Raw genomic sequence first — 24,763 nt, 5'->3', positions numbered from 1 at the left:
TGCAACCAAGAAAACAAAGCCGGTCTAGGTAACTAAACCAATAAATGAAAACACATTAAAAACAATCCAGAAATAATCGTAAATTTGTGGTATATTTTAGAAGTGTATGATAGATAAATTAAACATAGTAAAGCAGCGTTTTGATGAGGTAAACGATTTGATTATCCAACCGGATATTATTGCAGATCAAAAACGCTATGTAGAACTTACCAAAGAATATAAAGACCTGAAAGATTTAATGGCAGAGCGGGAAACCTATATGGAGCTTACCCAAAACATTAAAGAAGCAGAAGAGATTATTGCAGATGGCAGCGATGAAGAAATGGTAGAAATGGCAAAAATGCAGTTGGAAGACGCCAAAGAAGAATTGCCAAAACTGGAAGAGAAAATTAGAATGATGCTTATTCCAAAAGATCCGGAAGATGCAAAAAATGCCGTTGTAGAAGTACGAGCAGGAACCGGCGGAGACGAAGCCAGTATTTTTGCCGGAGATATTTATAAAATGCTTACCAAATATTGCGAAAGCAAAGGTTGGAAAGTAAGCACGGTCGACTTCTCGGAAGGTACTAATGGTGGTTTTAAAGAAATTCAATTTGAAGTAAGTGGCGAAGAAGTTTACGGAACTTTAAAATACGAAGCCGGCGTACATCGCGTACAACGCGTACCTCAAACAGAAACGCAAGGACGTGTACACACCAGCGCCGCTACGGTAATGGTTTTTCCAGAAGCAGAAGAATTTGATGTAGAAATAAACCCGAAAGATGTTCGTGTAGATTATTTCTGTTCTTCGGGACCAGGCGGACAGTCGGTAAACACTACCTATTCTGCGGTGCGTTTAACACACGAGCCAACTGGTTTGGTGGCGCAATGTCAGGATCAAAAATCGCAACATAAAAACAAAGAAAAAGCTTTTAAGGTTTTACGTTCGCGTTTGTATGACATGGAGTTGGCCAAAAAACAAGAAGAAGATGCCGCAAAACGCGGTTCAATGGTAACCAGTGGAGATAGAAGTGCAAAAATTAGAACCTACAATTATGCTCAAGGCCGTGTAACAGATCATCGCATTAATTTAAGCCTATACGATTTGCCTAATATTATGAATGGCGATATTCAAAAAATAATAGATGAGCTAAAATTGGTGGCCAATACAGAAAAATTAAAAGAAGCATCCGATTCATTTTAATCAATTTCCGTATAAACGAAGTATGTGTATGGACAACCTTAGTTTAGGACATGCCGGTTGCGTATAAGTTTAAAAGATTAAAATGAAAAACTTTTAAATTTACTTAAAAGAATATAGCAAGCTAATCTCTACTAAACCAAAGACTATGACCACGAAAGAATTAGTTGAACAAATTCGTAAAAAACAATCGTTTTTATGCATTGGTTTAGATACCAATTTAGATAAAATACCTAGTCATTTGCTAGACGGGCCAGATCCTATTTTTGCTTTTAACAAAGCCATAATAGAGGCCACGCAACATCTGGCTGTAGCTTATAAACCCAATGTTGCTTTTTATGAAGCATACGGCTTAGAAGGCTGGCAGGCTTTACAAAAAACTATAGAATATCTCAATAAAAATTATCCGGAAATTTATACCATTGCAGATGCCAAGCGCGGCGACATTGGCAATACTTCTGCACGTTATGCCAAAACTTTTTTTAGTGATTTAAGTTTCGATTCCGTAACGGTAGCCCCATATATGGGAGAAGATTCGGTGGTGCCGTTTTTAGAATTCGAAAACAAGCACACAATTTTATTGGCCTTAACCTCCAATCGTGGCGCATTCGATTTTCAAACGCAAATAGTAAATGGCAGCGCTTTGTATAAAAAAGTAATTCAAACCTCCCAGACGTGGAAAAACCATCGCAATTTAATGTATGTTGTGGGCGCAACAAAAGCAGAATATTTTAAGGAAATTAGAGAGATTGCCCCAAACAACTTTTTGTTAGTTCCCGGTATTGGCGCTCAAGGCGGAAATTTACAAGAAGTATGTAAATATGGATTAAACGAAAATGTTGGGTTGCTTATTAATTCTTCTCGCTCTATTATTTACGCTTCCGCGGAAGCGAACTTTGCCGATGCCGCCGCCAAAAAAGCCGGTGAGTTGCAACAGCAAATGGCAAGCATTTTAGAAAAACACGAATTTTAAAAAATCTAAAAAAAATCCACATTCTCCTGCAGGGTTTTTAAAACCCTGTAGGTCTGTTTTTAAAACCAATTTTCAATTTTCCTTCTGCATCAATTCTCTCAAAACCCTACAAACTCGTATCTTTGGGTTAAGCCTGTAGGTTTATAACAATTCAGTAAAAGAAATCGGTATGCAACTGCAAGATCAACTTCAACGAAAAATAGATTTAAACAAAACGCCGCAACGCATTATTTCTTTAGTACCAAGCCAAACCGAATTGTTGGTAGATTTAGGCTTGAAAGAACAATTAGTAGGAATTACAAAATTTTGTGTGCATCCCAAAGGTTTAACCAACGAAAAAGAAATAGTTGGCGGAACGAAAGAGGTGAAAATAGAAACAGTAAAAGCTTTAAATCCAGATATAATCTTATGTAATAAAGAGGAAAATACCCGGCTAATGGTAAAAGAGTTGGAAAAAATTACGCCGGTACACGTTTCAGACATCAATAATCTGGAAGAAGCTTATGCACTAATGCAAGATTACGGCAAAATATTCCGTAAAGAAAAAGAAGCAAAAACTCTAATTAAAGCCATAAGAACCGAGCAAGAGAACTTTCTGCAAAATATTGCGCATAAACCCATAAAGCGTGTAGCTTATTTTATTTGGCGAAAACCCTGGATGGTAGTTGGCGGCAATACCTTTATCAATTATTTGTTAGAACTAAACAAATTAGAAAATGTATACCAAGATATAGATCGTTATCCTGCTATAAAATTAGAGGAATTGCGTGAAGTAGATTATGTTTTGCTTTCTTCGGAGCCATTTCCGTTTAACGAAAAGTACATACCAGAATTTGAGCCGTATTTAAATACAGAAAAAATAAAATTTGTAGATGGCGAATATTTTAGTTGGTATGGCTCGCGCTTAAAAAAAGCATTTTCATACTTTTTAAAACTGCACCAAAACTTATAAGCTAATAGTTTAAGATTTTAATTTATCTGCGGCATCCAACAAATCTCGCGGATCTTTTCGCACTCGTAACGGAATGTCTTCTTCGTTACTATATAATTTAAGTTCTGTAATATCTGCCGGCAAGTTGAAGCCTGCTTTTTCTAAGGCTTCTTTTACTTTCTTAATGACCAAGCCTCGTAAAATTAGAGAAGAGACGCGATAATCTATCGTTTTTACCCAAAAGAAAACCTTTAAATTTACGGTACTTGCAGCCAATTCACTTTCTACTACAAAATTCTCATGTTCGGGATCGTTTTGTACAACATCGTTTTGTTCATTTAAAATCTCTACAATAAGTTTTTTTGCGGCTTCTATATTATCTTCATAACCAATGCCTACCACAAATTCGTTTCTAAAAAAACCATCTGCGGTATAATTTTCTACCGGTTTGGTAAGCACATCACTATTAGGAATAAAAATATCGCGCCCATTAAAGGTCTTTAAATGCGTATACCGAAAGCTCAGCGCTCTCACTTTGCCAAAAATATCGCCAATCATTATCGTGTCGTTAATATTAAAAGGCCTATTAAAAGCCAGAATAATTCCGGCCAAAAAGTTTTTTCCAATATCTTGAAATGCAAAGCCAAGAACAATTGCAGCTCCGCCGGCTGCAGTTAATACGCCTGCGGCTATTGCACTCCATCCCGCTACTTGCAAAGCAATCATTATAGCAATAATCACCAAAATTATTTTAATGGCTTGTGCCAAAAAAGCAGCCATTAAAGGATCTGTTGCTTTCCTCCTTATGCGTTTCTTATAAATATTGCTAATAAATTGAGCAAAAAGGGTACCTAAGGTAATTACCAAAATTGCTAAGACAACTTTGGGTAAAAAATCTAAAAACTTGTAGTAATATGTAGTTATTGCAGTTGCAAAACTTTCAGTTAAATTTTGGTCTTTCATTAAATTTGCAGTATTAAATGCGTTTTAGGAAACCAAAATATAACCACAATTTATCTAAAACGAATCGATTATTGAAAGTTATTTTGTAAATCTAAATTCCGCAATTCTTTTAAAAGTTGTTTGGCTTTATCGTTTAACCTATCGCTTTTTGCTTTATTACGTGGTGCAATTTGATAAGCTCTTCGCATCAAATTACAATATTTTGTTTTGAGTCGCTCTTTTCTGTCTTTATTTTTTATCCAATCCAGCATCATCTTCATTTTTTACTAACATCTCTGCTACAAAAATAAAGTGTTTAGTATTTCAATATCCTTAAACTACGTTAAGTATTTAATAAAAAGAAGATCTGATGTTATAATTTTCGTTAATAAATTAACAGTTGTTTGCTTATATACTTTATGATTTTCAAAAACAAGAAAGAATAGCTAAGCTTATTTATTGTCTTGCAGAGCAAAAACACGTCTAAGTAAATTGGTAGTTCGCGCCCCAATATTTTCTCTAATTTCAATTTCTTCTTTTGCAATCATTTTATAGACACCTTCCAACGCTTCTTGCGTTACATAATCTGTTAAATCCGGATTTACATTTTGCGTAAACGGAATTTGATTATAGCGCGAAATTAAATTATTCCAAATCTCGTCTGCACCTACTTTTCCAAAAGAATTTTTAATTACCGGATTAAATTTATCGTACAAAGCCGTATTGGTTTTATTCTGCAAATAGGCCGTGGCCGCACGATTGTCTCCCAATAAAATGTTTTTAGCATCGGTAAACGTCATCTCGCGCACCGCATTTACAAAAATTGGTGTTGCCTCGCTCACGGCATCTTCGGCAGCGCGATTTAAAGCTTTTATTCCTTCATCGGCCAAGTTATCTAAGCCAAGGTCGCGTAAACCTTTTTCTACTTTTTTTAATTCTGCCGGAAGCAAAATTTTTACCGCCTCATTTTTATAAAATCCGTTTTCTTTGGTCAATTTTGTTACCTCTTTGTCAATTCCTTTTTGCAAAGCCTGTTTAAGGCCATTGGCGATATCTTCGTTAGACAAACCGTAGCCGTCTTGTGGTAAATTATCTGCAATAGTTTGCAATTCTGCACAAGAATTTAACGTAAAAATGCTAAGTAAAACAAGTAATATCTTTTTCATAATAAAAATTTAAAGTCGGTTAACTACAAAGGTAGCAGAATTCCGTAAAGCAATTTTGAATAATTTGGGCAAATTGTTTTTTCGCTATCGCTACAAAAACAACCGGGCTTTCGGCTATATCCTCAACTTTGTTTTTGCTATCGCGCAAACAAAGTTAAGGGATGCCGCCTCTATCCCTTTCGCAGAAGTAAGCTGGGTAATAATAGACAAAGTAAGAAGAATTTCTTAAATTTACAGCTTCAAAAAAAGATTCCTTTCATGAAAGAAGCAGAAATATATAAACCAAAGCATAAAGTTAGAATTGTAACCGCCGCATCTTTGTTTGACGGCCACGACGCCGCAATAAACGTTATGCGCCGTATTATACAATCTACCGGTGTAGAAGTAATACATTTAGGCCACGATCGTAGCGTAGATGAGGTAGTAAATACTGCCATACAAGAAGATGTAAACGCCATTGCAATGACGTCTTACCAAGGCGGACATACAGAGTACTTTAAATATATGTACGATTTGTTGCAAGAGCGCGGTGCCGGCCATATTAAAATCTTTGCTGGCGGCGGCGGCGTAATCTTACCAAAAGAAATTAAAGAATTAGAAGATTACGGCATTACGCGCATCTATTCGCCAGACGATGGCCGCAAGCTTGGTTTACAAGGCATGATAAACGATTTGGTACAACAGGCAGATTATCCCATTGGCGATAAACTAAACGTTGCCCAAAAAGATTTAAAAGAAAAAAATTACGGTGCTATTGCGCGGGTTATTTCTGCCGCAGAAAATTTCCCTGAAAAGGCAGAAAGCTTACTAGATAAAATTCATAAAGAAAACCAATCGAGCACAACTCCGGTTTTAGGAATTACCGGTACCGGCGGCTCCGGAAAATCGTCTTTGGTAGATGAGTTGGTACGTAGGTTTTTGGTAGATTTTAAAGAAAAAACAATCGGGATAATTTCTGTAGATCCTTCCAAACGAAAAACCGGTGGCGCTTTATTGGGAGACCGTATTCGTATGAACGCCATCAACTCGCCACGCGTTTATATGCGTTCTTTGGCAACGCGCCAATCTAATTTGGCTTTGTCTAAACACGTACGCGAAGCAGTGCAAGTTTTAAAAGCCGCCAAATACGATTTGATTATTTTAGAAACTTCAGGAATTGGGCAAAGCGATACAGAAATCCTAGACCATTCAGACGTTTCTTTATATGTAATGACGCCAGAATTTGGGGCAGCTACGCAGCTGGAAAAGATAGATATGCTAGATTTTGCAGATTTGGTAGCCATCAATAAATTTGACAAACGCGGCGCTTTAGATGCTTTGCGCGATGTAAAAAAACAGTACAAACGCAACCACCTTTTATTTGAGGAAGAAGATTCTAAATTGCCGGTTTTTGGTACTATTGCCTCGCAGTTTAACGACCCGGGAATGAACACGCTCTATAAAAAAATTATGGATGCGTTAGAAGATAAAACAGATACAGGATTAAAAAGTGATTACCACATATCGGACGAGATGTCCGAAAAGATTTATGTAATTCCGCCTAAGCGTGTTCGGTATTTATCGGAAATTTCAGAAAATAATCGCGGCTACGACGAGAAAGCAGAAAATCAAGTAGAGGTAGCCCAAAAACTGTATGGCGTTTATAAAAGTATTTTGTCTTTATTGCCAAAACAGGCAGATAAAACCCCTTCTAGAAAAAGAGCGCAAGACGAAAGCGCTTATCTTACCAAAAATGGCTTAGATGAAGAGAAAATTTTAGAACTGGCAGAAGAAGACGCCAAGCAATTAACAGAAATGCTAATTGCGCAGTTCAATAAAATTAAAATGGACTTTGACGCCTATAATTGGGAAGAAATCCTAAAATGGAACGACACGGTAAAAAAATACCAAGACCCAATTTATAGCTTTAAAGTTCGGGATAAAGAAATAAAAATAGAAACCCATACCGAGTCGCTTTCGCATACGCAAATACCTAAAGTTGCGCTTCCAAAATACAAAGCTTGGGGAGATTTACTACAATGGATTTTACAAGAAAACGTACCCGGGGAATTTCCGTACACGGCAGGTTTATATCCGTTTAAACGTCAAGGAGAAGATCCTACCAGAATGTTTGCCGGAGAAGGCGGACCGGAGCGTACCAACAGGCGTTTTCACTATGTAAGTTTGGGCTTGCCGGCAAAACGTTTATCTACCGCATTTGATTCGGTTACGCTTTACGGAAACGATCCTGATCACCGTCCGGATATCTACGGAAAAATTGGTAATGCCGGCGTTTCCATTTGCTGTTTAGACGATGCCAAAAAACTATATTCCGGCTTTGATTTGGCGCATAAACTTACCTCTGTAAGTATGACGATAAACGGTCCGGCGCCAATGTTGTTGGGCTTTTTTATGAATGCAGCCATAGATCAGCAATGTGAAAAATACATCAAAGAAAACGGACTGGAAGATGAAGTAGAACAAAAAATAGCCAAAATCTATAAAGAAAGCGGCTTAGAGCGACCACAATATCGCGGCGAACTTCCAGAAGGAAATAACGGTTTAGGCTTGATGTTACTTGGTGTAACCGGCGACCGCGTTTTACCCAAAGACGTTTACCAAAAGATTAAAGAAGAAACCATTGCCGTTGTGCGTGGTACCGTACAAGCAGACATCTTAAAAGAAGACCAGGCGCAAAATACCTGTATTTTTTCTACCGAGTTTGCCCTCCGTTTAATGGGCGATGTACAAGAATATTTTATAGAAAATAAAGTGCGTAACTTTTATTCGGTTTCAATTTCCGGGTATCATATTGCAGAAGCGGGTGCCAACCCTATTACGCAATTGGCTTTAACGCTGGCAAATGGTTTCACTTACGTGGAATATTATCTGAGTCGCGGAATGGATATCAATAAATTTGGACCTAACCTTTCTTTCTTTTTCTCTAACGGAATAGATCCTGAATACGCAGTAATTGGTCGGGTGGCACGAAGAATTTGGTCAAAGGCTTTAAAACATAAATACGGTGCCAATGCGCGTGCGCAGATGTTAAAATATCACATTCAAACTTCGGGACGTTCGTTACACGCACAAGAAATAGACTTTAACGATATTAGAACTACTTTGCAGGCTTTATATGCTATTTACGATAACTGTAATTCGTTGCATACCAATGCGTATGATGAAGCGATTACCACGCCAACCGAAGATTCTGTACGACGTGCAATGGCTATCCAGCTAATTATAAATAAAGAATTAGGTTTAGCAAAAAATGAAAATCCTATTCAAGGTTCGTTTATTATAGAAGAATTAACCGAGTTGGTAGAAGAAGCTGTTTTGAAAGAATTTGACAGAATTACAGAACGTGGTGGGGTTTTAGGAGCAATGGAAACAATGTACCAACGTTCAAAAATTCAAGAAGAAAGCTTGTATTACGAAACCTTAAAACACAATGGCAATTTTCCAATTATCGGTGTAAATACGTTTTTGAGCAGTAAGGGTTCTCCAACGGTAACGCCGGGAGAGGTTATTAGAGCTACAGAAGAAGAAAAGCAATTCCAGATTAAAACCTTGGAGAAACTGCATAAAACCTATGAAGATAGCGCAGACGAAGCTTTAGAAAAAGTAAAAGATGCTGCTATACATAACCAAAATATGTTTGAAGAGTTGATGGAAGCGACAAAAGTATGCTCGTTAGGTCAAATAACCGAAGCCTTGTTTGAAGTAGGCGGCCAGTATAGAAGAAATATGTAAGCAGAGAGCCGCTTTAAGCAAGCCATTTGGCTTGCTTAAAGCGTGCGAATCGCTTATCCCGAAGAGGAACGCTTTCGGGATCTTTTTGACAGCTGTTTGTTTTTTCTGGAGGATGCCGGGTTTTTGAACGTAGAAAAATTAAAAATCCCGAGGCAATACTTTCGGGGTTTTTTATGATGTTTTGATTTAAGTGTTTTTAAAAAGAAGCAACTAGATATTCAATAACAAAAGAGTATATTAAAATTAAATACACATTTAAAATAAAGCTTATGAGGGTATTCCTGATTTTTTTTATCGCAGTAAACTATCTTGGTTTTTCACAAGATTTAGAAGAAAAATATTTTAATATAAATAAAGAAGAAATCTCTAAAAGAAAATTTCGTAAATCAAAAGATTACGCTGTTAATGTACCGGTTTTCTATCAAAATGATTCTATGAGAGTTGGAATGTTGGTGAAAAGAAAAAATTATGGGATTTTAGAAAGAGAAGAGTTTGAACAATTAAAGCAATACCTTTCCAAACTCACAAAAAGAAAATTTGAAGAACAAAAAACTATTTTGATTAACTATCTATCTTCTACTCCAAAAACGCCCTATTTTGGTAAGAAGTCGCATTGGACTATCTTAAGAAAAGAAAACATAGAAAAAATTACCAGACTTGATAATGTAGAACACATTTGGATTAATAACCCTAAAAATCAAAATTTAGAATATTTCCATAAAGATAGAATAAACTGGGTTGAAGATAGTAGTAGGGTAGTAGAACGCTTGTTTTTTCCATATGAGTTTGAATTTGGAAATTTTGTGGTCATCAATCCGCAAGGTAAATACATTTCTTATTTTGCAGAATATGGGCCTGAAAAAGTCATTGCCTTTATAAAAGAAAGTGAAAACTTATAATGAGCCATCTCAATTTGTAGTTGGTTATAAGTAAACCTAAATAAACCGCAAAATGATTAGATTTGACTAACTTAAATTTGTATGAAACAACTTATACCACTCTTGCTAATCACTATTTGGTTTTCCGCGAAAGCGCAAGTGCAGTCTAAGATTGAAGTGTCTAAACCAATCATTTATTTAGAGCCTTTGTTTAACCATACAAAAAAAACCAAACCTGCCATAGTTTACGAGCGTTTTGAAGAAATTGCGACTATTGCTATAGATTCGGTTTTTAAAAAAGATCCTAAAAAATACGCTATTAAAGGAAAACTAGATGCAAATTTAAGTGTTGAAGAAAAATCTGCAGTAAAGAGTATTCTTAACCAACTAAAACGAAATAATAAAAAACAGCTAAGAAACATACCTTTTCCTATACATTTTTCTAAAAGAGATTCTCTAGAAAACAGGTACGGACTAATAGCAATGATTACTACCGAAAGTGCTGAAACTGTATATGAAATTGCTATCAAGAAAATACAATTACAAATACTTTTAATTAACTTACGTAATAATGAAATAGTGTTTTATAAAAAATCTAGGAATTTAAGTAATGGTTCCTATGCTTACCATGTAGTGAAAAACTTAAATCAGATTTATCGAAAAATTACAATAGTAGAATAATTTATTTTGATTTTTAGAATAAGAAAAAAAGCTACAACAACGTTTAAGTTACTTTTTATCCGAAAATGAGCAATTTTAAAATTTAAACTATAACTGTTTTTTTTAAATAGGCAAACAAATTTTACGTAACTTTCTAGCTTACAGTATTATGAGGCTATCAAAATTTTTAGAAACATACGTGAAAGCCTTTTACGAGAAGGCAAAACGTCAAGATACCTTAAATATGCCATTGGCGAAATAATTCTTGTAGTTATCGGAATTTTAATTGCGGTCTCTGTAAACAACTGGAATAAAAAAAATATAGAAAAAGAGACAGAGCAAAAGATTCTTTTAAGTCTGCAAAAAGATTTTAAATTTAACCACTTACATTTATCTAATAATATTCTAATTAATGAGCAAAACATAGCAGATTGTTTTGTGATACTGCAGCATACCGGCACGAAATATTCTGGTAATTTTCTTTTAGACAGCTTGCTTTCTTCTACCGTAACCGCCCCAACTTATTTTCCGCATACTAGTGCCTTGCTCGAATTACTGAATGCAGGAAATTTAGAGTTAATTCAAAATGATGTATTAAAAAAACATTTGGCAACTTGGGTGTCTACCGTTGAAACTCTAAAAGATAGAGAAGAACTTATAACGGGAATGGATTTAGAGCTTAACCGTTTTATTATGAAACACGGAAGTTGGTTAGATACAGATGAGCTAATTCCTGTAGAGAATAAAAAAGGCTTAGATTTTCCAAAATTTGGTTTTCAAGTAAATAATAATGATTTGCTGGGAATGTTAGAGTTTGAAAATAGGGTAGAAAACCAGATAATGTTCTATAAACGTTTATTAGAAATTCAAGAACCATGCTTAGAGCTTATTTCTGAAATTTTGTGTGAAATAGAAGTATCTAAAAATATAAAAAAAGCTTAAGATTTCCATACTTGGAATATGGCTTGTTTTTTATAAGAGAGTATTAAAAACAGAAATTTTTTAAGAGAAGATTAAATTATTGCTTGATCATACGTTAAAGTAATTGCAATTGATAAAATATTGGCAAGCTTTAAAAAGTATTTCGCTGTTATTTGTAAAAAAAAGTAATGGAAAGAAATATTTTAATTTGTATAGCAACTATTTTATTAACCGGCCTAATAGGCTTTTATCCCGGTATGCAGTTTGACGGTATTGGCATAGTTAGGGTACTATTTGTAATTGCTGTAGACCTTTTGATAGTTTCTTATTTATACAAACTTTTCTTCTCTTCTGAAGAAAAACCTCAAGCAGTAAAAGTTAGAAAAAATAATAGAGATAACTTCAAAAAATAATGCTTAAGCATAGTATCTTTGCAGCTAAATCCTCTTAAAATGAATAGTTTAGCACTAAAATCTGTTATATTTCTAGTATTGTTGTTTCCTGTTTTAGTAACCGGGCAGGGTAATCAGAATTTTTTTGAAAGTACAAAGACCTATCGCGATAGTGTAAACCAATCTTTTCAAGATTCCGAGACATCGCCGCTTACCAAGAAAGACAGAAGAGACTTTACGGAATTAAGCTTCTTTAAACCCGATCCTGCTTATCAAGTAAAAGCAAAATTTGTGCGCACTCCGGCAGAAAATCCGTTTGCAATGCCAACCACTACACAAAGAGAAGCCATGTATGTAAAATATGGCGAAGTGCATTTTTCCTTACAAGGTAAAGATTTGAAATTAAATGTGTACCAAAACGAGCGTTTGGTAAACGAGCCAGAATATGCCAATTATTTATTTATACCGTTTACAGATATCAGCAATGGCGAAATCACTTATGGCGGCGGCAGGTATTTAGATTTTAAAATTCCTAAAAGTGACAATGTTATTTTAGATTTTAATAAAGCCTATAATCCTTATTGCGCTTATAACGGGAGATATTCTTGTCCTATTCCACCAGCAGAAAACCATTTGGAAATCCCGATAAAAGCCGGCGTAAAAAAATTTAAATCAAAACCTTCTAACGAGCAGTAATTTGCATTAACCAAACCGCAAAAAGTACGGCAGCAATACTTAAAACAACGCTGCTAATTGTATAAATTGCAAATTCTAGAATTGCCCCAGCTTTTAAAAGTTCTAAATTCTCAAAAGCAAAACTCGAAAAAGTGGTAAAACCGCCACAAAAACCAATTGCCAATAAAAAGCCGATATTGTCATAATAATTGCCGGTTTTGTTGGCAAGAAAGGTTAAAACCAAACCAATTATAAAACTTCCCAGAACGTTTACGCTTAAAGTACCGTAAGGAATTGAAGCTCCTAAAGATTGTATCGATTTACTTACTAAAAAGCGCGCAACGCTTCCAAAACCTCCTCCTACGAAAATCAAGAAAAGAATTTTCATAAACTAAGAAGTTCTGTGCTAGAGGCTGTTTCTGTCGCTATTTCTTTAACGGGTATATAAATTTCGGTAACCCAATTTGCCGGGTTTACTTCTGTACGGCTATCGCTTACAAATACTACAAAAGATTGGGCGTTGTTAAGTTTCTGTAAGCTGTTGTTTTTTATATAATTCTCGGCGGTTTGCCAAGCTTCTTCCATATTTTTATAATTTCCTTTTAGCGTGGTTTTTAAAACTTTTTTACTTTCCATAAAGCCATTTAAAACATCGCTGTCTACCGGAGTTACAACTTTATTAGAAGTAGGGATACAAGCCGAAATAATTACCGTGCCGCTATTTTTGTTTATTTCATTATACAATAAAAAAGGAGAGCCGTTTTTCTGAATATTATTTTCTTCCATAAAGCTAGAAACTTGCGGATACATTTCTAGCATTTTTTTACGCAAAACTTCTGGTTTGTTTCGCGCTGCCGTGGTTAAATACATATAAAAACCGCCGCTATGCTGGGTAACGCCGTCTACATTTATACTGTAAACTGCCATTTTTTCTTGTACTTGTTTCTCTAATTTATCTAAACTTTGCGTGAAGGCTACTTCTAGTTTTTGGCTAAAAGTACTATCTTGTAGTAATTGCATAGCTTTTTCCGTAAAGCCACGCTCGCCACTAATAGTATACTGTAAATTTGTACCGGTAGCAGATGCTTCTACTTTCCAATTTATAATATTATTGTTAGGAGCCGAAGAATTGTTTACTGCCAGTTTTTGCGTTAACGAATCTGTTGGGTAAACAGCAGTATTTTGTAAGCTACCATCTAAATGGCTAGTGCCAGTCCAACTCATTTTTGCATCTTGGCCTTTGGTAATTTCTTCGTACGTAATACCAACTTCAGATTTGTTTTCTAACCAAACCGCCCAATCTTCCCAATTTTGTAATTGGTTTATTTGATTAAAAACCATCTCTGGTGGGGCAGCAATGGTTTTTTGTTTTTCTATGCGATAATTACCTTCTAGAGTAGCAATATATATAGAGCCACCAATAATAAGAATTAACAATAAAAAGAAAACGTACTTAAAAATTTTCATAGACTGCTGCTTTACTTTATTTAGCTAAGATACGTAAATTACAAAATGTTAATTGTTACATTTGTAAAAATCCTTTAATAATTCTTGAAAAAATGAAATTAAACTATTTATCGCTCGCTTTAATTGGCGTGTTGAGTCTTTATTCGTGTAAAGACCAAGCTAGTATCACAAAAGAGCCAAAAGCAGAGCAAACCGAAGTTACAAAAGAAGCAGATTCCAGTTTCCATTATAACGTAGACCAGTTTGCCGATATTAAAATTTTGCGCTACCAAATCCCGGGTTGGGACCAGCTTTCGCTGAAAAAACAAAAATTAGCTTATTATTTGGTACAAGCCGGTTTAGAAGGTCGTGATATTATTTGGGATCAAAATTATAAACACAATCTAAAGATTAGAAAAGCTTTAGAGAATATTTATACCAATTACGAAGGCGATAAAAACGCCGAAGATTGGAAAAACTTTGAAACTTACTTAAAGCGAATTTGGTTTTCTAATGGCATTCACCATCACTATTCTAATGCCAAGATAAAACCAGATTTTGATAAAGCTTATTTAGAAGAATTGCTAAAAGCTACCAATACTACTTTAGAAGGCGAGGTTTTAGAAGTTATTTTTAACGATAAAGATGCAAAAAAAGTAAACTTAGACGCTTCTAAAGGCTTGGTAAAAGGTTCTGCTACCAATTTTTATGGAGAAAATGTTACTGCAGAAGATGTAGATGCCTTTTACGCGAAAAAAGAATCGCCTAATCCTAACAAACCTTTATCCTTTGGTTTAAATTCTAAATTGGTAAAAGAAAATGGCGAGTTAAAAGAAAAAGTTTGGAAAAGCGGCGGCATGTACGGCAGCGCAATAGATGAGATTATTAAATGGCTGGAAAAAGCAAAAGGCGTTGCAGAAAACGAGCAGCAGGCAAAAGCTTTGGGCTTACTAATAAAATATTATCAAACCGGCGATTTGCAAACCTGGGACGATTATAACGTTGCTTGGGTAGAAGCTACAAAAGGAGATGTAGATTATATAAATGGTTTTATTGAAGTGTATAACGACCCAAAAGGTTATCGCGGTTCGTACGAAAACATCGTACAATTAAAAGATTTTGATATGTCTCAAAAAATGAAGGTTTTTGAAGACAATGTACAATGGTTTGAAGACAACTCGCCAATTATGGATTCGCATAAAAAGAAAAACGTGGTTGGCGTTACCTATAAAACCGTAAATGTTGCCGGAGAAGCCGGAGATGCATCGCCTAGTACGCCAATTGGGGTAAATTTACCCAATGCCGATTGGATTAGACAAGCACACGGTAGTAAATCTGTTTCTTTAGGAAATATTATCAACGCTTATAGCCAGGCCGGAGGTTCTGAAAAGTTACACGAGTTTGCACACGACGAAGAAGAAATAAGACTTTCTGAAAAATATGGCGAAAAAGCAGATAAATTGCATACCGCCTTGCACGAAGTTGTTGGGCACGCCTCCGGAAAAGTAAATAAAGGCGTTGGGCAAACCAAAGAAACCTTAAAAAGCTATGCTTCTACTTTAGAAGAAGGTAGAGCAGATTTGGTTGGTTTATATTATTTGATGGATCCTAAATTAGAAGAACTTGGCTTGACAGATAACGCTGAAAATTTAGGAAAAGCCGCCTATAACGATTATATAAGAAACGGTTTAATTACGCAATTAATACGTATAGAACCCGGTCAAGATATTGAAGAAGCACATATGCGTAACCGGCAATGGGTGAGTGCTTGGGTTTTTGAAAAAGGTAAAGAAGAGAACGTAATTGTAAAAGAAGAAAAAGACGGTAAAATTTATTACGACATTAAAGATTACAAACGCTTACGCGAACTTTTTGGCGAATTACTACGCGAAACCCAACGTATAAAATCGGAAGGCGATTATGAAGCTGCCAAAAACTTGGTAGAAAATTATGGGGTAAAAGTTGACCAAGATTTGCATAAGCAGATTTTAAAACGAAACGAAGCTTTTAAATCGGCTCCTTACAGCGGATTTGTAAATCCTGTTTTGGTTGCCGAAAAAGATGATAGCGGAGAAATTACCGGTATAAAAGTAACCCAACCGGAAAGCTTTAAAACGCAAATGTTGGAGTATGCTAAAGAATACAGCAACCTACCGGAAGAGAATTAAATAAATGCTTAACATTATACCAGAGCTGTTTTAAATTAACTTTTAAAACAGCTCTTTTTTTATGCTAATTTTTAAAAGCTGTAAAATACTCTTTAGGTTTTATACGCGTACACTTTGCGTGGAAAGTAGCGGCCTTTAATAACGTGAATGCGATATAAAAGTTTTTAAGTACTTTTTCTTCAGTATAGCAAAGTCTTTCCGTGAAAATTTTTGTCCCCAAATAGATTTGGGGATTGGTTCGTTTTCTTTGGAGGAGCAAAGAAAATGAACAAAGGTTATTAAAGTGCGAGATTCCTATCGATTTGTAAATTTTTCATTGAAAAAGCTTAGATCGAACTTATGTTAATAACACTATAGCGTTAAAACATTACAAGGAAAATTCACGTATAAACTACCTATTCTACCATCAATTTTTTAAAAGCGCTAGCGTTTTCCGTTTCTATCTTTACCATGTACAAGCCTTTTGCCAGCCCGGCAATGCTATAAGTTTCTTGGTTTTTATACTCTTTCTGTAATTTGCCTTGCAAGTTATAAAGCTTTACCGTTTTTACAGAATTCTGCAAATTGCCTATAGAAAAATAATTGTTGCTTGGGTTAGGATAGAGGCTTATTTTTTCTAGGCTATAATTTTGGGTGCTTAAATTACAATTGGCAGAGAAAGAACAATTTTCCGAGACACTCCAAGTGGCATAAATACCTTGACCGTTTGCGGCTTGAGTAGGATTGCTAACTTGTACGCAAACTTCCGGAAAATCTGGATAACCGCTATCTATGACCATCATAAGATTGTTTAAAGAAATATCACTTCCCTGCAAATCAATAAATTGTATAGCCCAATTATAGTTAATAGTTATTTCTTCTAAATTCGGGTTATTATTTAATATAAGTTTATTGATGTCAACGGTTATATTATCTTCCTTACCGTTCATTCTTAAATTTTTTAAACTTGGTACGATGCTTAAGTCTAAAAAAGAAGGATAATCTTGATCGCCAACCAATGGATTGCCTGAAATATTTAAATTTTCTAAAGCGGTAAAATCCTCAATACCCGTAAGGTCAGAAATGTTGGCATCCGGTATTTCTAAAATGCTTACTTGGGCAATATCGCTGGTAAGTACTTGTCCGTTAATTATACCATCGCTATCTATATTCAAATCGATTAACTTTTGTTCAAAATTGGCATCCGGAATTTGAGTTACTTGGGCTTGGCTTAAAGAAAAAGCCAGCAGACTGGTTAAAAAGAGTAGATTTTTCATTATAAAAAAATTGGTTTTTTATAAATATAAATATAACGAAAAATAATTTTTAAAATATGGTGTATTATGTTTTGAAATTTACGGAATAAAATAAATTTCATATAGATTTTGTTAAAAGCCAATAAAAATTATCGTGGGTATTTTCCGTAAAGGAAAAACTAAATTCCCGTTCTAATTGCTTCTACCGGATCTAAACGCGAAGCAGAAATTGCCGGAATTATGCCGGAAATAAGTCCGATAGCAATAGAAACACTCATTCCTAAAACAATATTGGTAAACGAAAGTACAAACTCAAAGTCCCCGGTAAAACTGGAAGCCAGTAAACTTATAAGCCAAACCATAAACAAGCCGATTACCCCGCCAAAAAAAGCCAAAATTATAGCTTCAAATAAAAATTGAAAAAGGATAAACTTGTTTTTGGCACCCAAAGATTTTTGTATACCTATTAAATTTGTTCGTTCTTTTACTGAAACAAACATAATATTAGCAATCCCAAAACCACCTACCAAAAGTGAAAAACCGCTAATTATGAGCCCCATAATATTGAGTTGCCCGGTGATATTATCGATAAAATCAGTAAAACCTTTTAATTGATTGATAAAAAAATTATTTACCGTATTTGGTTTTAAACCACGATATAGGCGCAAACTCTGTTCTATAGAAGCGATATAGGCGGCATTATCTATATCTTTTTCGGGTTTAATAACTATTTGCGGAAAGGTGTTTTGATTGTTATCGCCAAAAATACGTCTTACCAAATTTACCGGAACATAAACCGAACCATCTTTAGATGGGCCAAAAATGCTGGTGCCTTGTTTTTCTAAAACACCAATCACGCTAAATCTTCTTCCGTATAAACGTATTTTTTTGCCAATTGGATTAAGGTTTTCAAAAAGGTTTTCTGCCACTTCGTGTCCCAAAACAATTACAGGCGAACCACTGTAAGATTCTGCTTCGTTAAAAAACCTACCTTCTTCCAATTGTAACGCTTCAATAGAGTAATAGTCGCTGGTTACGGCGTTTATAGAAACATCTGCAACTTGTTTGCCAGCATAATTTATGGGCTCTGCAGCTACGTTTAAAGCGTAACTTACCGCCTCTGTATTGGGAAGGTTTTTCTTTAAATGCTGAAATTCTTCGTAATTTACATCGGGAAATTGTTTGCGTTTCCATTGCGGAATTTCGGTGGGACCAAAAGAAAAGCGCGTAACAATTATCGTGCTGTTGTCTAAGCTGCTTAAGTTTCCGGTAACTTCTTTTTCAAGCGAATCTACTGCTGCCAAAACACCAATTATCGAGAAAATACCTATGGTAACGCCAAGTAAAGATAAAAAAGTTCTTAATTTGTTATTTCTCAACGCATTGATTGCGAAGAATAAACTTTCTTTTAGGATGCGAAAATAAATCAGCATAAAAAACGAATAGGTTGCAGAATTTAAGTGGTTAAAGATAAGACGTTCGTCAGCAAAACTTGTTACAAAAATAGTTTTTTTCTTAGCTTAGAAAGAAAAGAGACTTTAATTTTAAAGTTTCTTTTCTATGTTTTTATATCCTTCAAATCTTTCAAATAATTTAAAGAACTTAACGTATAAATAATACTTAAAATAGTAATTTTGCAAGCGCAAACAACACAACCTCATGAACACAGCAAAAAATATAAAATCGGCGTTAATATCTGTCTTTCATAAAGATGGTTTAGAGCCAATTGTAAAAAAATTAGATCAACTTGGTGTACAAATTTACTCTACCGGTGGTACAGAAAGTTTTATAAAAAAATTAGGAATACCAGTTACCGCAGTAGAAGACGTAACTTCTTATCCTTCTATTCTTGGCGGAAGGGTAAAAACCTTGCATCCAAAAGTTTTTGGTGGTATTTTAAACAGACAAGAGCACGAAGGCGATGTAAAAGAAATGCAAGACTACGAAATACCACAAATAGATTTGGTGGTGGTAGATTTATATCCGTTTGAGAAAACAGTAGCTTCGGGTGCTAGCGAACAAGATATTGTAGAAAAAATAGACATAGGCGGCATTTCGTTAATTAGGGCAGCTGCCAAAAATTTTAAAGATGTACTTTGTGTATCTTCGGTAAACGATTATGACGAAGTTTTAACGTTACTGAATAAAAACGAAGGCGCAATTTCTTTAGAAGATAGAAAACGTTTCGCCGCAAAGGCTTTTCAAATTTCTTCGAATTACGACACGGCTATTTTTAATTATTTTAACGAAGAAGAAAATAGTTTCAAACAAAGTTTTGAAACCGGCAAAGAATTACGCTATGGCGAAAATCCGCATCAAAAAGGCTTTTTCTATGGCGATTTTGACCAGGTTTTTGACAAATTACACGGCAAAGAATTATCGTACAATAATTTGTTAGATGTAGATGCGGCGGTAAATTTAATGGCAGAGTTTAAAGATGAAGCACCAACTTTTGCTATCTTAAAACATAACAATGCTTGCGGTTTGGCGCAACGCGAAACGGTTTTAGAAGCTTACCAAGATGCGCTTGCCGGCGATCCGGTTTCAGCATTTGGGGGTATTTTAATTTGCAACACCAAAATAGACAAAGCCACCGCAGAAGAAATACATAAACTCTTTTGCGAAGTGGTTATCGCGCCAAGCTTTGAAGACGAAGCTTTAGAAATATTACAGGGCAAGAAAAACCGTATTGTTTTAGTGCAAAAAGAATTTTCTTTTTCCGGCCAACAAGTAAGAACTTGTTTAAACGGCGTGTTGGTGCAAGATAAAGATGCCAAAACAGACGCAAAAGCAGATTTAAAAGAGGTTACGGAAACCAAACCAACTTCCGTGCAAAACGAAGATTTACTATTTGCTTCCAAAATTTGTAAGCATACCAAATCTAACACGATTGTGTTGGCAAAAAACAAACAACTTTGCGCTAGTGGAACCGGACAAACTTCACGCGTAGACGCACTAAGACAAGCTATTAATAAAGCAAAATCGTTTAAATTTGATTTGGAAGGAGCAGTAATGGCAAGCGATGCCTTTTTTCCGTTTCCAGACTGCGTGGAAATAGCAGACAAGGCCGGTATAAAAGCAGTAATACAACCGGGTGGGTCAATAAAAGATAAATTAAGTATAGATTATTGCAATAAAAATAATATTTCTATGGTTATGACAGGAGTGCGTCATTTTAAACATTAATTTTATACATTTACAAAACTCCGTAAACCGGGAAACAACTTATTAGTATTTTATGGGATTTTTTGATTTTCTAACCGAAGATATCGCGATAGATTTAGGTACTGCAAATACCTTGGTTATACATAATGATAAAGTGGTGGTAGACAGTCCGTCTATTGTTGCTAGAGATCGCACTACCGGCAAAATAATTGCTGCAGGAAAACAAGCAGCGATGATGCAAGGTAAAACCCATGAAAATATAAAGACTGTAAGACCTTTAAAAGATGGCGTAATTGCAGATTTTGATGCGAGTGAGCAGATGCTTACGCGTTTTATTAAAGAAATACCGGCGTTAAAAAAGCGTCTTTTTACTCCGGCTTTACGAATGGTAATTTGTATACCTTCCGGTATAACCGAAGTAGAAATGCGTGCGGTAAAAGAAAGCGCAGAAAGGGTTAACGGGAAAGAAGTTTATCTTATTCACGAACCAATGGCCGCAGCAATTGGTATTGGCGTAGATATTATGCAGCCAAAAGGTAATATGATTGTAGATATTGGTGGTGGTACCACAGAAATCGCGGTTATTGCCCTTGGCGGAATTGTTTGCGATAAATCGGTTAAAATTGCGGGAGACGTTTTTACCAACGATATTGTTTATTATATGCGTACCCAACACAACTTGTATGTGGGAGAACGCACAGCAGAAAAAATTAAAATTCAGATTGGTGCCGCTACAGAAGATATAGAAGTGCCGCCAGAAGAAATGAATGTACAAGGTAGAGATTTGCTTACCGGAAAACCAAAACAGGTAAATATTACTTATCGTGAGATTGCAAAGGCATTAGATAAATCTATTTTACGTATTGAAGATGCCGTGATGGAAACATTATCGCAAACCCCGCCAGAATTGGCAGCAGATATTTATAATACCGGTGTGTACTTAGCCGGTGGCGGTTCTATGCTGCGGGGTTTAGATAAACGTTTGTCGCAAAAAACAGATTTACCGGTTTACATTGCCGAAGATCCGTTAAGAGCGGTGGTGCGCGGTACAGGAATAACCCTAAAAACAATAAACAAGTTTAAAGCGGTACTTATTAAATAGAAGATAGATTGATTTATGCAGCAAATTCTTGACTTTCTTATTCGTTATAAGAATACGATTCTGTTTTTTTTGCTATTTAGTTTATCGTTCTTTTTTACCGTACAATCGCATTCTTACCATAAAAGTAAAATTATAGGTTCTACCAATTTTTTAATGGGTGGTATTTACACTTGGACCAATAATGTAGACGAGTACTTTAATTTAAAAGAATATAACTCCCGCTTAGTAGAGGAGAATAAAGTCTTGCGAGAACAGCTTGCGGAGATGTCTGCACACGAAATAGATACTATTTTTAAAGATACTTCCAGTTTTGCAGATCCTTATACCTTTAGAGCGGCTAAGGTTTTGCGCAACCAATATTCTAAATTAGATAATTATTTGCTAATCAATAAAGGTAAAAACGATTCTATTGCCGAAGATTATGGCGTAATCACATCTAAAGGTATCGTAGGCATTGTAGAAGAAACAAGTGCTAATTTTTCCAGAATAATCTCTATTCTTAATACCAACGCTGCCATAAATGTTCAATTAAAGAAAAGTAATCACTTTGGTACTTTAATATGGAACGGAAAAAACCCAAACCTTGTACAGCTTATTGATGTGCCGCGTTTGGCACCCGTAAAAAAAGGGGATACAATAATTACTAACGGGAGGTCGTTAATTTTCCCTAAAGGAATTCCTGTAGGAGTAATTCAAGATTTTGAGCTAGACCAAAACGAGAGCTATTATACAATAGATATTCAATTGTTTAACGATATGACCAATATTGGCTATGTATATATAATAGAAAACAATAATAAAAAAGAACTGCAAGAACTATTAGATAATAATGAATAAACTATTGCTCTCTAACATAGCGCGTTTTATAATTTTGGTATTGGTGCAAGTTATTTTGTTGAGCAATATTAATTTCTTGGGCTACATCAATCCGTATCTTTATATGTTATTTGTGCTTTTATTGCCGTTTAATTTAAACCAAATGGCGGTTTTGTTTCTTAGTTTTCTTATTGGTATAACTATTGATGCTTTTCAAGATACGGGGGGTATTCATGCAGCAGCCTGTTTGGTAATTGCGTACATACGTCCTTTAATTTTAAAATTTTCGTTTGGAGTAAGTTATGAACACGAAACCATCAAATTCTATAGAACCCCAATTTCTCAAAGAATAGGATATATCTTTATTTTGGTTTTTTGTCATCATTTAGTGCTATTTAGTTTAGAGGTCTTTAATTTTTCTTACTTTATGTTGGTACTGCAAAAGACTTTGTATTCGGGTATCTTTACTGTTTTATTAATTTTATTGGTAACTGCTTTCTTTCAGAAAAAAAAATAAATGCGAAAAATCTTACCTTTCTTACTGGTGGTCCTTACCGGTCTTCTGCTTTTAGGTCGGTTGCTTTATTTGCAGGTTATAGACGACTCGTTTATGGTGCTTTCGCAGAATAATGCCATCAAAATTGAATACGATTATCCACAGCGCGGTTATATTTTTGATCGCAACGATAAATTATTGGTTTCCAACCAACCTTCTTATGATGTAATGGCAATACCACGCGAGGTAGAGCCTTTTGATACCTTAGAACTTTCTATACTATTAAGTGTTTCGCAAGAAGATTTGGCAAAGCAATTAGACAAAGCAAAAATTTACTCTCCACGTTTACCATCGGTTATTGTGCCGCAGCTTAGCAAAGAAGAATACGCCTATTTACAAGAGAAAATGCGTAAGTACAAAGGTTTTTATATTCAAAAACGCTCTTTACGGGATTATCAAGTAGATTTTGGCGCCAATGTTTTAGGATATATATCTGAAGCAAACACAGCAGAAATTGCCGAAAAACCCTATTACATTGCCGGAGATTTAATTGGAAGACAAGGCGTAGAAAAAGAATACGAAAAAATATTGCGCGGCAGAAAAGGCGTAAAGTACATTCAAAAAGACATTCATAACTTAGAATTAGGACCATATAAAGAAGGCCAATACGATACTTTACCGGTAAAAGGAAAAGATATAAACCTCACCATAGACGCAGAATTACAAGCCTATGGCGAAAAATTAATGAAAGGAAAATGGGGCGGCATTGTAGCCTTAGAACCTCAAACCGGCGAAATACTCAGTTTAATTACTGCTCCCGGTTACGACCCGGGTCTTTTGGTTGGCCGAAAACGCTCACGTAATTTCAATAAACTTTGGTACGATACCATTGCCAAACCTTTATACGACCGCAGTTTACAAGCTATGTATCCGCCCGGCTCGCCTTTTAAAGCGTTAACGGGCTTAATTGCCCTTCAAGAAAATGTAATAGATACCAAAGAGAGAATAGATTGTCATTTAGGTTTTTCTTACGGTCGCGGCGGCAGAATGGCTTGCCATCCGCATAAAGCACCATTAAGCTTAACGCCCGCCATAGCCCATTCGTGTAATGCCTATTTTGGGAAAACCTATCGTAAAATTATAGAAAAATACGACTCTGCTCAAAAAGGGGTTAACGTGTGGCACGATCATTTAGCCAGTTTTGGTTTAGGAGATTATTTGGGTTATGATTTACCTTCGGGGCAACCGGGACGCATACCCGATGCAGAATATTATAACAGATGGTATCCTGCAAATCGCTGGCGCGCAACCTATATTATTTCTAACGGAATTGGTCAAGGAGAAGTAGCTACAACTCCTATACAATTGGCTAATATGACTGCTGCTATTGCCAATCGTGGTTGGTTTTATACGCCGCATATTTTAAAAGAAATAGACGGCAACCCGATAAAAGAAAAAAAATACACGCAAAAAAACTATACAACTATAGATGCAGAAAATTTCGATCCTATTATAGAAGGAATGTTTGGCGTTTACGAATACGGTACGGCACGTTTTCTTCAAGTGCCCGGGGTTGAGGTTTGCGGAAAAACCGGTACGGCAGAAAACTTTACCAAAATAGATGGGGAGCGGGTGCAACTTACAGACCATTCTATATTTGTAGCTTTTGCACCAAAAGACGACCCAAAAATTGCCATTGCCGTATTTGTAGAAAATGGTTATTGGGGTTCTAGATATGGTGGCAGAATTGCAAGTTTAATGATAGAAAAATACCTTAAAGGGGAAATTACTCGTACAGATTTAGAAAAATGGGTTTTAGAACACGATTTGATAGAAGAATATAAAAAACCATATTCTGGCGAACCTTTTAAAATCAACCAGTAAA

The 24,763-nt window shown here is 35.4% G+C and carries 22 protein-coding genes and 1 pseudogene; 16 read left to right on the top strand and 7 right to left on the bottom strand.

The genetic code is table 11. The features are described 5' to 3' along the window. Positions 1 to 106 precede the first annotated feature (106 nt). The 3 genes from prfA (at position 107) to FKR84_RS07900 (ending at position 3,105) form a co-directional block, all read left to right on the top strand. Positions 107 to 1,183, top strand: coding sequence for a peptide chain release factor 1 (gene prfA, locus FKR84_RS07910; protein WP_141421753.1), 1,077 nt, complete (start codon positions 107 to 109; stop codon positions 1,181 to 1,183). Positions 1,184 to 1,328: 145 nt separating this feature from the next. Beyond that, positions 1,329 to 2,153 carry an orotidine-5'-phosphate decarboxylase gene (gene pyrF / locus FKR84_RS07905; protein ID WP_141421752.1) on the top strand — a complete coding sequence of 275 codons (825 nt, stop codon included), beginning with the start codon at positions 1,329 to 1,331 and terminating at the stop codon, positions 2,151 to 2,153. Between the two features lie 169 nt (positions 2,154 to 2,322). Then, a complete protein-coding gene (locus tag FKR84_RS07900; RefSeq protein WP_233357710.1) occupies positions 2,323 to 3,105 on the top strand; it encodes an ABC transporter substrate-binding protein in 783 nt (260 codons plus the stop codon). Between the two features lie 9 nt (positions 3,106 to 3,114). Here the strand turns inward: FKR84_RS07900 and FKR84_RS07895 are convergent, their stop codons facing one another. The 3 genes from FKR84_RS07895 to FKR84_RS07885 all read right to left on the bottom strand — a co-directional run bounded on the left by FKR84_RS07895 (position 3,115) and on the right by FKR84_RS07885 (position 5,192). After that, the gene (locus FKR84_RS07895; protein WP_141421751.1) at positions 3,115 to 4,047 is read right to left on the bottom strand and encodes a mechanosensitive ion channel family protein; all 933 of its coding nucleotides are present in this window, start codon (positions 4,045 to 4,047) and stop codon (positions 3,115 to 3,117) included. 68 nt (positions 4,048 to 4,115) lie between these two features. Beyond that, positions 4,116 to 4,307: a Lacal_2735 family protein gene (locus FKR84_RS07890; protein WP_233357709.1), complete on the bottom strand. Its 192-nt coding sequence runs from the start codon at positions 4,305 to 4,307 to the stop codon at positions 4,116 to 4,118. Between the two features lie 171 nt (positions 4,308 to 4,478). Then, positions 4,479 to 5,192: a DUF4197 domain-containing protein gene (locus FKR84_RS07885; RefSeq protein ID WP_141421750.1), complete on the bottom strand. Its 714-nt coding sequence runs from the start codon at positions 5,190 to 5,192 to the stop codon at positions 4,479 to 4,481. 258 nt (positions 5,193 to 5,450) lie between these two features. Here FKR84_RS07885 and FKR84_RS07880 point away from each other — a divergent pair, with 258 nt between their 5' ends. From FKR84_RS07880 to FKR84_RS07855, 7 genes and pseudogenes are all read left to right on the top strand, one after another. After that, positions 5,451 to 8,924 carry a methylmalonyl-CoA mutase family protein gene (locus tag FKR84_RS07880; RefSeq protein ID WP_141421749.1) on the top strand — a complete coding sequence of 1,158 codons (3,474 nt, stop codon included), beginning with the start codon at positions 5,451 to 5,453 and terminating at the stop codon, positions 8,922 to 8,924. A gap of 269 nt (positions 8,925 to 9,193) precedes the next feature. After that, positions 9,194 to 9,823 carry a hypothetical protein gene (locus FKR84_RS07875; RefSeq protein ID WP_141421748.1) on the top strand — a complete coding sequence of 210 codons (630 nt, stop codon included), beginning with the start codon at positions 9,194 to 9,196 and terminating at the stop codon, positions 9,821 to 9,823. Positions 9,824 to 9,904: 81 nt separating this feature from the next. After that, positions 9,905 to 10,483, top strand: a complete 579-nt coding sequence (locus FKR84_RS07870; protein ID WP_141421747.1) for a hypothetical protein — start codon at positions 9,905 to 9,907, stop codon at positions 10,481 to 10,483. 156 nt (positions 10,484 to 10,639) lie between these two features. After that, positions 10,640 to 10,813: pseudogene (locus tag FKR84_RS13555) on the top strand (DUF6090 family protein); the annotation flags it as partial. An 87-nt stretch (positions 10,814 to 10,900) separates the two neighbouring features. Next, positions 10,901 to 11,404: a type II toxin-antitoxin system CcdA family antitoxin gene (locus FKR84_RS07865; protein WP_141421746.1), complete on the top strand. Its 504-nt coding sequence runs from the start codon at positions 10,901 to 10,903 to the stop codon at positions 11,402 to 11,404. Positions 11,405 to 11,571: 167 nt separating this feature from the next. Then, the gene (locus FKR84_RS07860) at positions 11,572 to 11,796 is read left to right on the top strand and encodes a DUF1328 domain-containing protein (RefSeq protein ID WP_141421745.1); all 225 of its coding nucleotides are present in this window, start codon (positions 11,572 to 11,574) and stop codon (positions 11,794 to 11,796) included. Between the two features lie 39 nt (positions 11,797 to 11,835). Continuing rightward, positions 11,836 to 12,471, top strand: coding sequence for a DUF1684 domain-containing protein (locus FKR84_RS07855; protein ID WP_141421744.1), 636 nt, complete (start codon positions 11,836 to 11,838; stop codon positions 12,469 to 12,471). On the opposite strand, the gene crcB is transcribed toward FKR84_RS07855, so the two are convergent. Together crcB and FKR84_RS07845 are read right to left on the bottom strand one after the other, a co-directional pair. Further along, entirely contained in the window at positions 12,458 to 12,838 is a 381-nt protein-coding gene (gene crcB, locus FKR84_RS07850) for a fluoride efflux transporter CrcB (protein WP_141421743.1), read from the bottom strand. The genes FKR84_RS07855 and crcB overlap by 14 nt on opposite strands. After that, positions 12,835 to 13,917 (bottom strand): GyrI-like domain-containing protein, encoded by a 1,083-nt coding sequence (locus tag FKR84_RS07845; protein ID WP_141421742.1) that lies wholly within the window; start codon positions 13,915 to 13,917, stop codon positions 12,835 to 12,837. Before FKR84_RS07845 ends, crcB begins: the two co-directional genes overlap by 4 nt. Before the next feature lie 92 nt (positions 13,918 to 14,009). On the opposite strand from FKR84_RS07845, the gene FKR84_RS07840 reads away from it, so the two are divergent. After that, positions 14,010 to 16,064, top strand: a complete 2,055-nt coding sequence (locus FKR84_RS07840; RefSeq protein ID WP_141421741.1) for a dipeptidyl-peptidase 3 family protein — start codon at positions 14,010 to 14,012, stop codon at positions 16,062 to 16,064. 395 nt (positions 16,065 to 16,459) lie between these two features. Here the strand turns inward: FKR84_RS07840 and FKR84_RS07835 are convergent, their stop codons facing one another. Continuing rightward, positions 16,460 to 17,320 (bottom strand): T9SS type A sorting domain-containing protein, encoded by an 861-nt coding sequence (locus FKR84_RS07835; protein ID WP_141421740.1) that lies wholly within the window; start codon positions 17,318 to 17,320, stop codon positions 16,460 to 16,462. 158 nt (positions 17,321 to 17,478) lie between these two features. Continuing rightward, positions 17,479 to 18,732 carry an ABC transporter permease gene (locus FKR84_RS07830; protein WP_141421739.1) on the bottom strand — a complete coding sequence of 418 codons (1,254 nt, stop codon included), beginning with the start codon at positions 18,730 to 18,732 and terminating at the stop codon, positions 17,479 to 17,481. 226 nt (positions 18,733 to 18,958) lie between these two features. Here FKR84_RS07830 and purH point away from each other — a divergent pair, with 226 nt between their 5' ends. Genes purH through mrdA form a run of 5 tightly spaced genes read left to right on the top strand, consistent with a single transcriptional unit; the run spans position 18,959 to position 24,762 of the window. Next, complete coding sequence (gene purH, locus FKR84_RS07825) at positions 18,959 to 20,485, top strand: bifunctional phosphoribosylaminoimidazolecarboxamide formyltransferase/IMP cyclohydrolase (RefSeq protein ID WP_141421738.1); 1,527 nt, start codon at positions 18,959 to 18,961, stop codon at positions 20,483 to 20,485. A gap of 52 nt (positions 20,486 to 20,537) precedes the next feature. Continuing rightward, complete coding sequence (locus tag FKR84_RS07820; RefSeq protein WP_141421737.1) at positions 20,538 to 21,566, top strand: rod shape-determining protein; 1,029 nt, start codon at positions 20,538 to 20,540, stop codon at positions 21,564 to 21,566. Between the two features lie 15 nt (positions 21,567 to 21,581). Then, the gene (gene mreC / locus FKR84_RS07815) at positions 21,582 to 22,403 is read left to right on the top strand and encodes a rod shape-determining protein MreC (protein WP_141421736.1); all 822 of its coding nucleotides are present in this window, start codon (positions 21,582 to 21,584) and stop codon (positions 22,401 to 22,403) included. Further along, a complete protein-coding gene (locus FKR84_RS07810; RefSeq protein ID WP_141421735.1) occupies positions 22,396 to 22,899 on the top strand; it encodes a rod shape-determining protein MreD in 504 nt (167 codons plus the stop codon). The genes mreC and FKR84_RS07810 overlap by 8 nt, the downstream gene beginning before the upstream one ends. Next, positions 22,900 to 24,762: a penicillin-binding protein 2 gene (gene mrdA / locus FKR84_RS07805; RefSeq protein WP_141421734.1), complete on the top strand. Its 1,863-nt coding sequence runs from the start codon at positions 22,900 to 22,902 to the stop codon at positions 24,760 to 24,762. The last annotated feature ends 1 nt before the right edge of the window (position 24,763 follow it).

The organism is Haloflavibacter putidus (assembly GCF_006546625.1).
In the GTDB taxonomy this organism is placed as follows: domain Bacteria; phylum Bacteroidota; class Bacteroidia; order Flavobacteriales; family Flavobacteriaceae; genus Mesonia; species Mesonia putida.
This window is presented reverse-complemented; position numbering and strand designations above follow the sequence as displayed.

Bases quoted from the DNA above. Each gene is read 5' to 3' on its own strand.
- prfA (WP_141421753.1), top strand. From the start codon at position 107: ATGATAGATAAATTAAACATAGTAAAGCAGCGTTTTGATGAGGTAAAC.
- pyrF (WP_141421752.1), top strand. From the start codon at position 1,329: ATGACCACGAAAGAATTAGTTGAACAAATTCGTAAAAAACAATCGTTT.
- FKR84_RS07900 (WP_233357710.1), top strand. From the start codon at position 2,323: ATGCAACTGCAAGATCAACTTCAACGAAAAATAGATTTAAACAAAACG.
- FKR84_RS07895 (WP_141421751.1), bottom strand. From the start codon at position 4,047: ATGAAAGACCAAAATTTAACTGAAAGTTTTGCAACTGCAATAACTACA.
- FKR84_RS07890 (WP_233357709.1), bottom strand. From the start codon at position 4,307: ATGAAGATGATGCTGGATTGGATAAAAAATAAAGACAGAAAAGAGCGA.
- FKR84_RS07885 (WP_141421750.1), bottom strand. From the start codon at position 5,192: ATGAAAAAGATATTACTTGTTTTACTTAGCATTTTTACGTTAAATTCT.
- FKR84_RS07880 (WP_141421749.1), top strand. From the start codon at position 5,451: ATGAAAGAAGCAGAAATATATAAACCAAAGCATAAAGTTAGAATTGTA.
- FKR84_RS07875 (WP_141421748.1), top strand. From the start codon at position 9,194: ATGAGGGTATTCCTGATTTTTTTTATCGCAGTAAACTATCTTGGTTTT.
- FKR84_RS07870 (WP_141421747.1), top strand. From the start codon at position 9,905: ATGAAACAACTTATACCACTCTTGCTAATCACTATTTGGTTTTCCGCG.
- FKR84_RS07860 (WP_141421745.1), top strand. From the start codon at position 11,572: ATGGAAAGAAATATTTTAATTTGTATAGCAACTATTTTATTAACCGGC.
- FKR84_RS07855 (WP_141421744.1), top strand. From the start codon at position 11,836: ATGAATAGTTTAGCACTAAAATCTGTTATATTTCTAGTATTGTTGTTT.
- crcB (WP_141421743.1), bottom strand. From the start codon at position 12,838: ATGAAAATTCTTTTCTTGATTTTCGTAGGAGGAGGTTTTGGAAGCGTT.
- FKR84_RS07845 (WP_141421742.1), bottom strand. From the start codon at position 13,917: ATGAAAATTTTTAAGTACGTTTTCTTTTTATTGTTAATTCTTATTATT.
- FKR84_RS07840 (WP_141421741.1), top strand. From the start codon at position 14,010: ATGAAATTAAACTATTTATCGCTCGCTTTAATTGGCGTGTTGAGTCTT.
- FKR84_RS07835 (WP_141421740.1), bottom strand. From the start codon at position 17,320: ATGAAAAATCTACTCTTTTTAACCAGTCTGCTGGCTTTTTCTTTAAGC.
- FKR84_RS07830 (WP_141421739.1), bottom strand. From the start codon at position 18,732: ATGCTGATTTATTTTCGCATCCTAAAAGAAAGTTTATTCTTCGCAATC.
- purH (WP_141421738.1), top strand. From the start codon at position 18,959: ATGAACACAGCAAAAAATATAAAATCGGCGTTAATATCTGTCTTTCAT.
- FKR84_RS07820 (WP_141421737.1), top strand. From the start codon at position 20,538: ATGGGATTTTTTGATTTTCTAACCGAAGATATCGCGATAGATTTAGGT.
- mreC (WP_141421736.1), top strand. From the start codon at position 21,582: ATGCAGCAAATTCTTGACTTTCTTATTCGTTATAAGAATACGATTCTG.
- FKR84_RS07810 (WP_141421735.1), top strand. From the start codon at position 22,396: ATGAATAAACTATTGCTCTCTAACATAGCGCGTTTTATAATTTTGGTA.
- mrdA (WP_141421734.1), top strand. From the start codon at position 22,900: ATGCGAAAAATCTTACCTTTCTTACTGGTGGTCCTTACCGGTCTTCTG.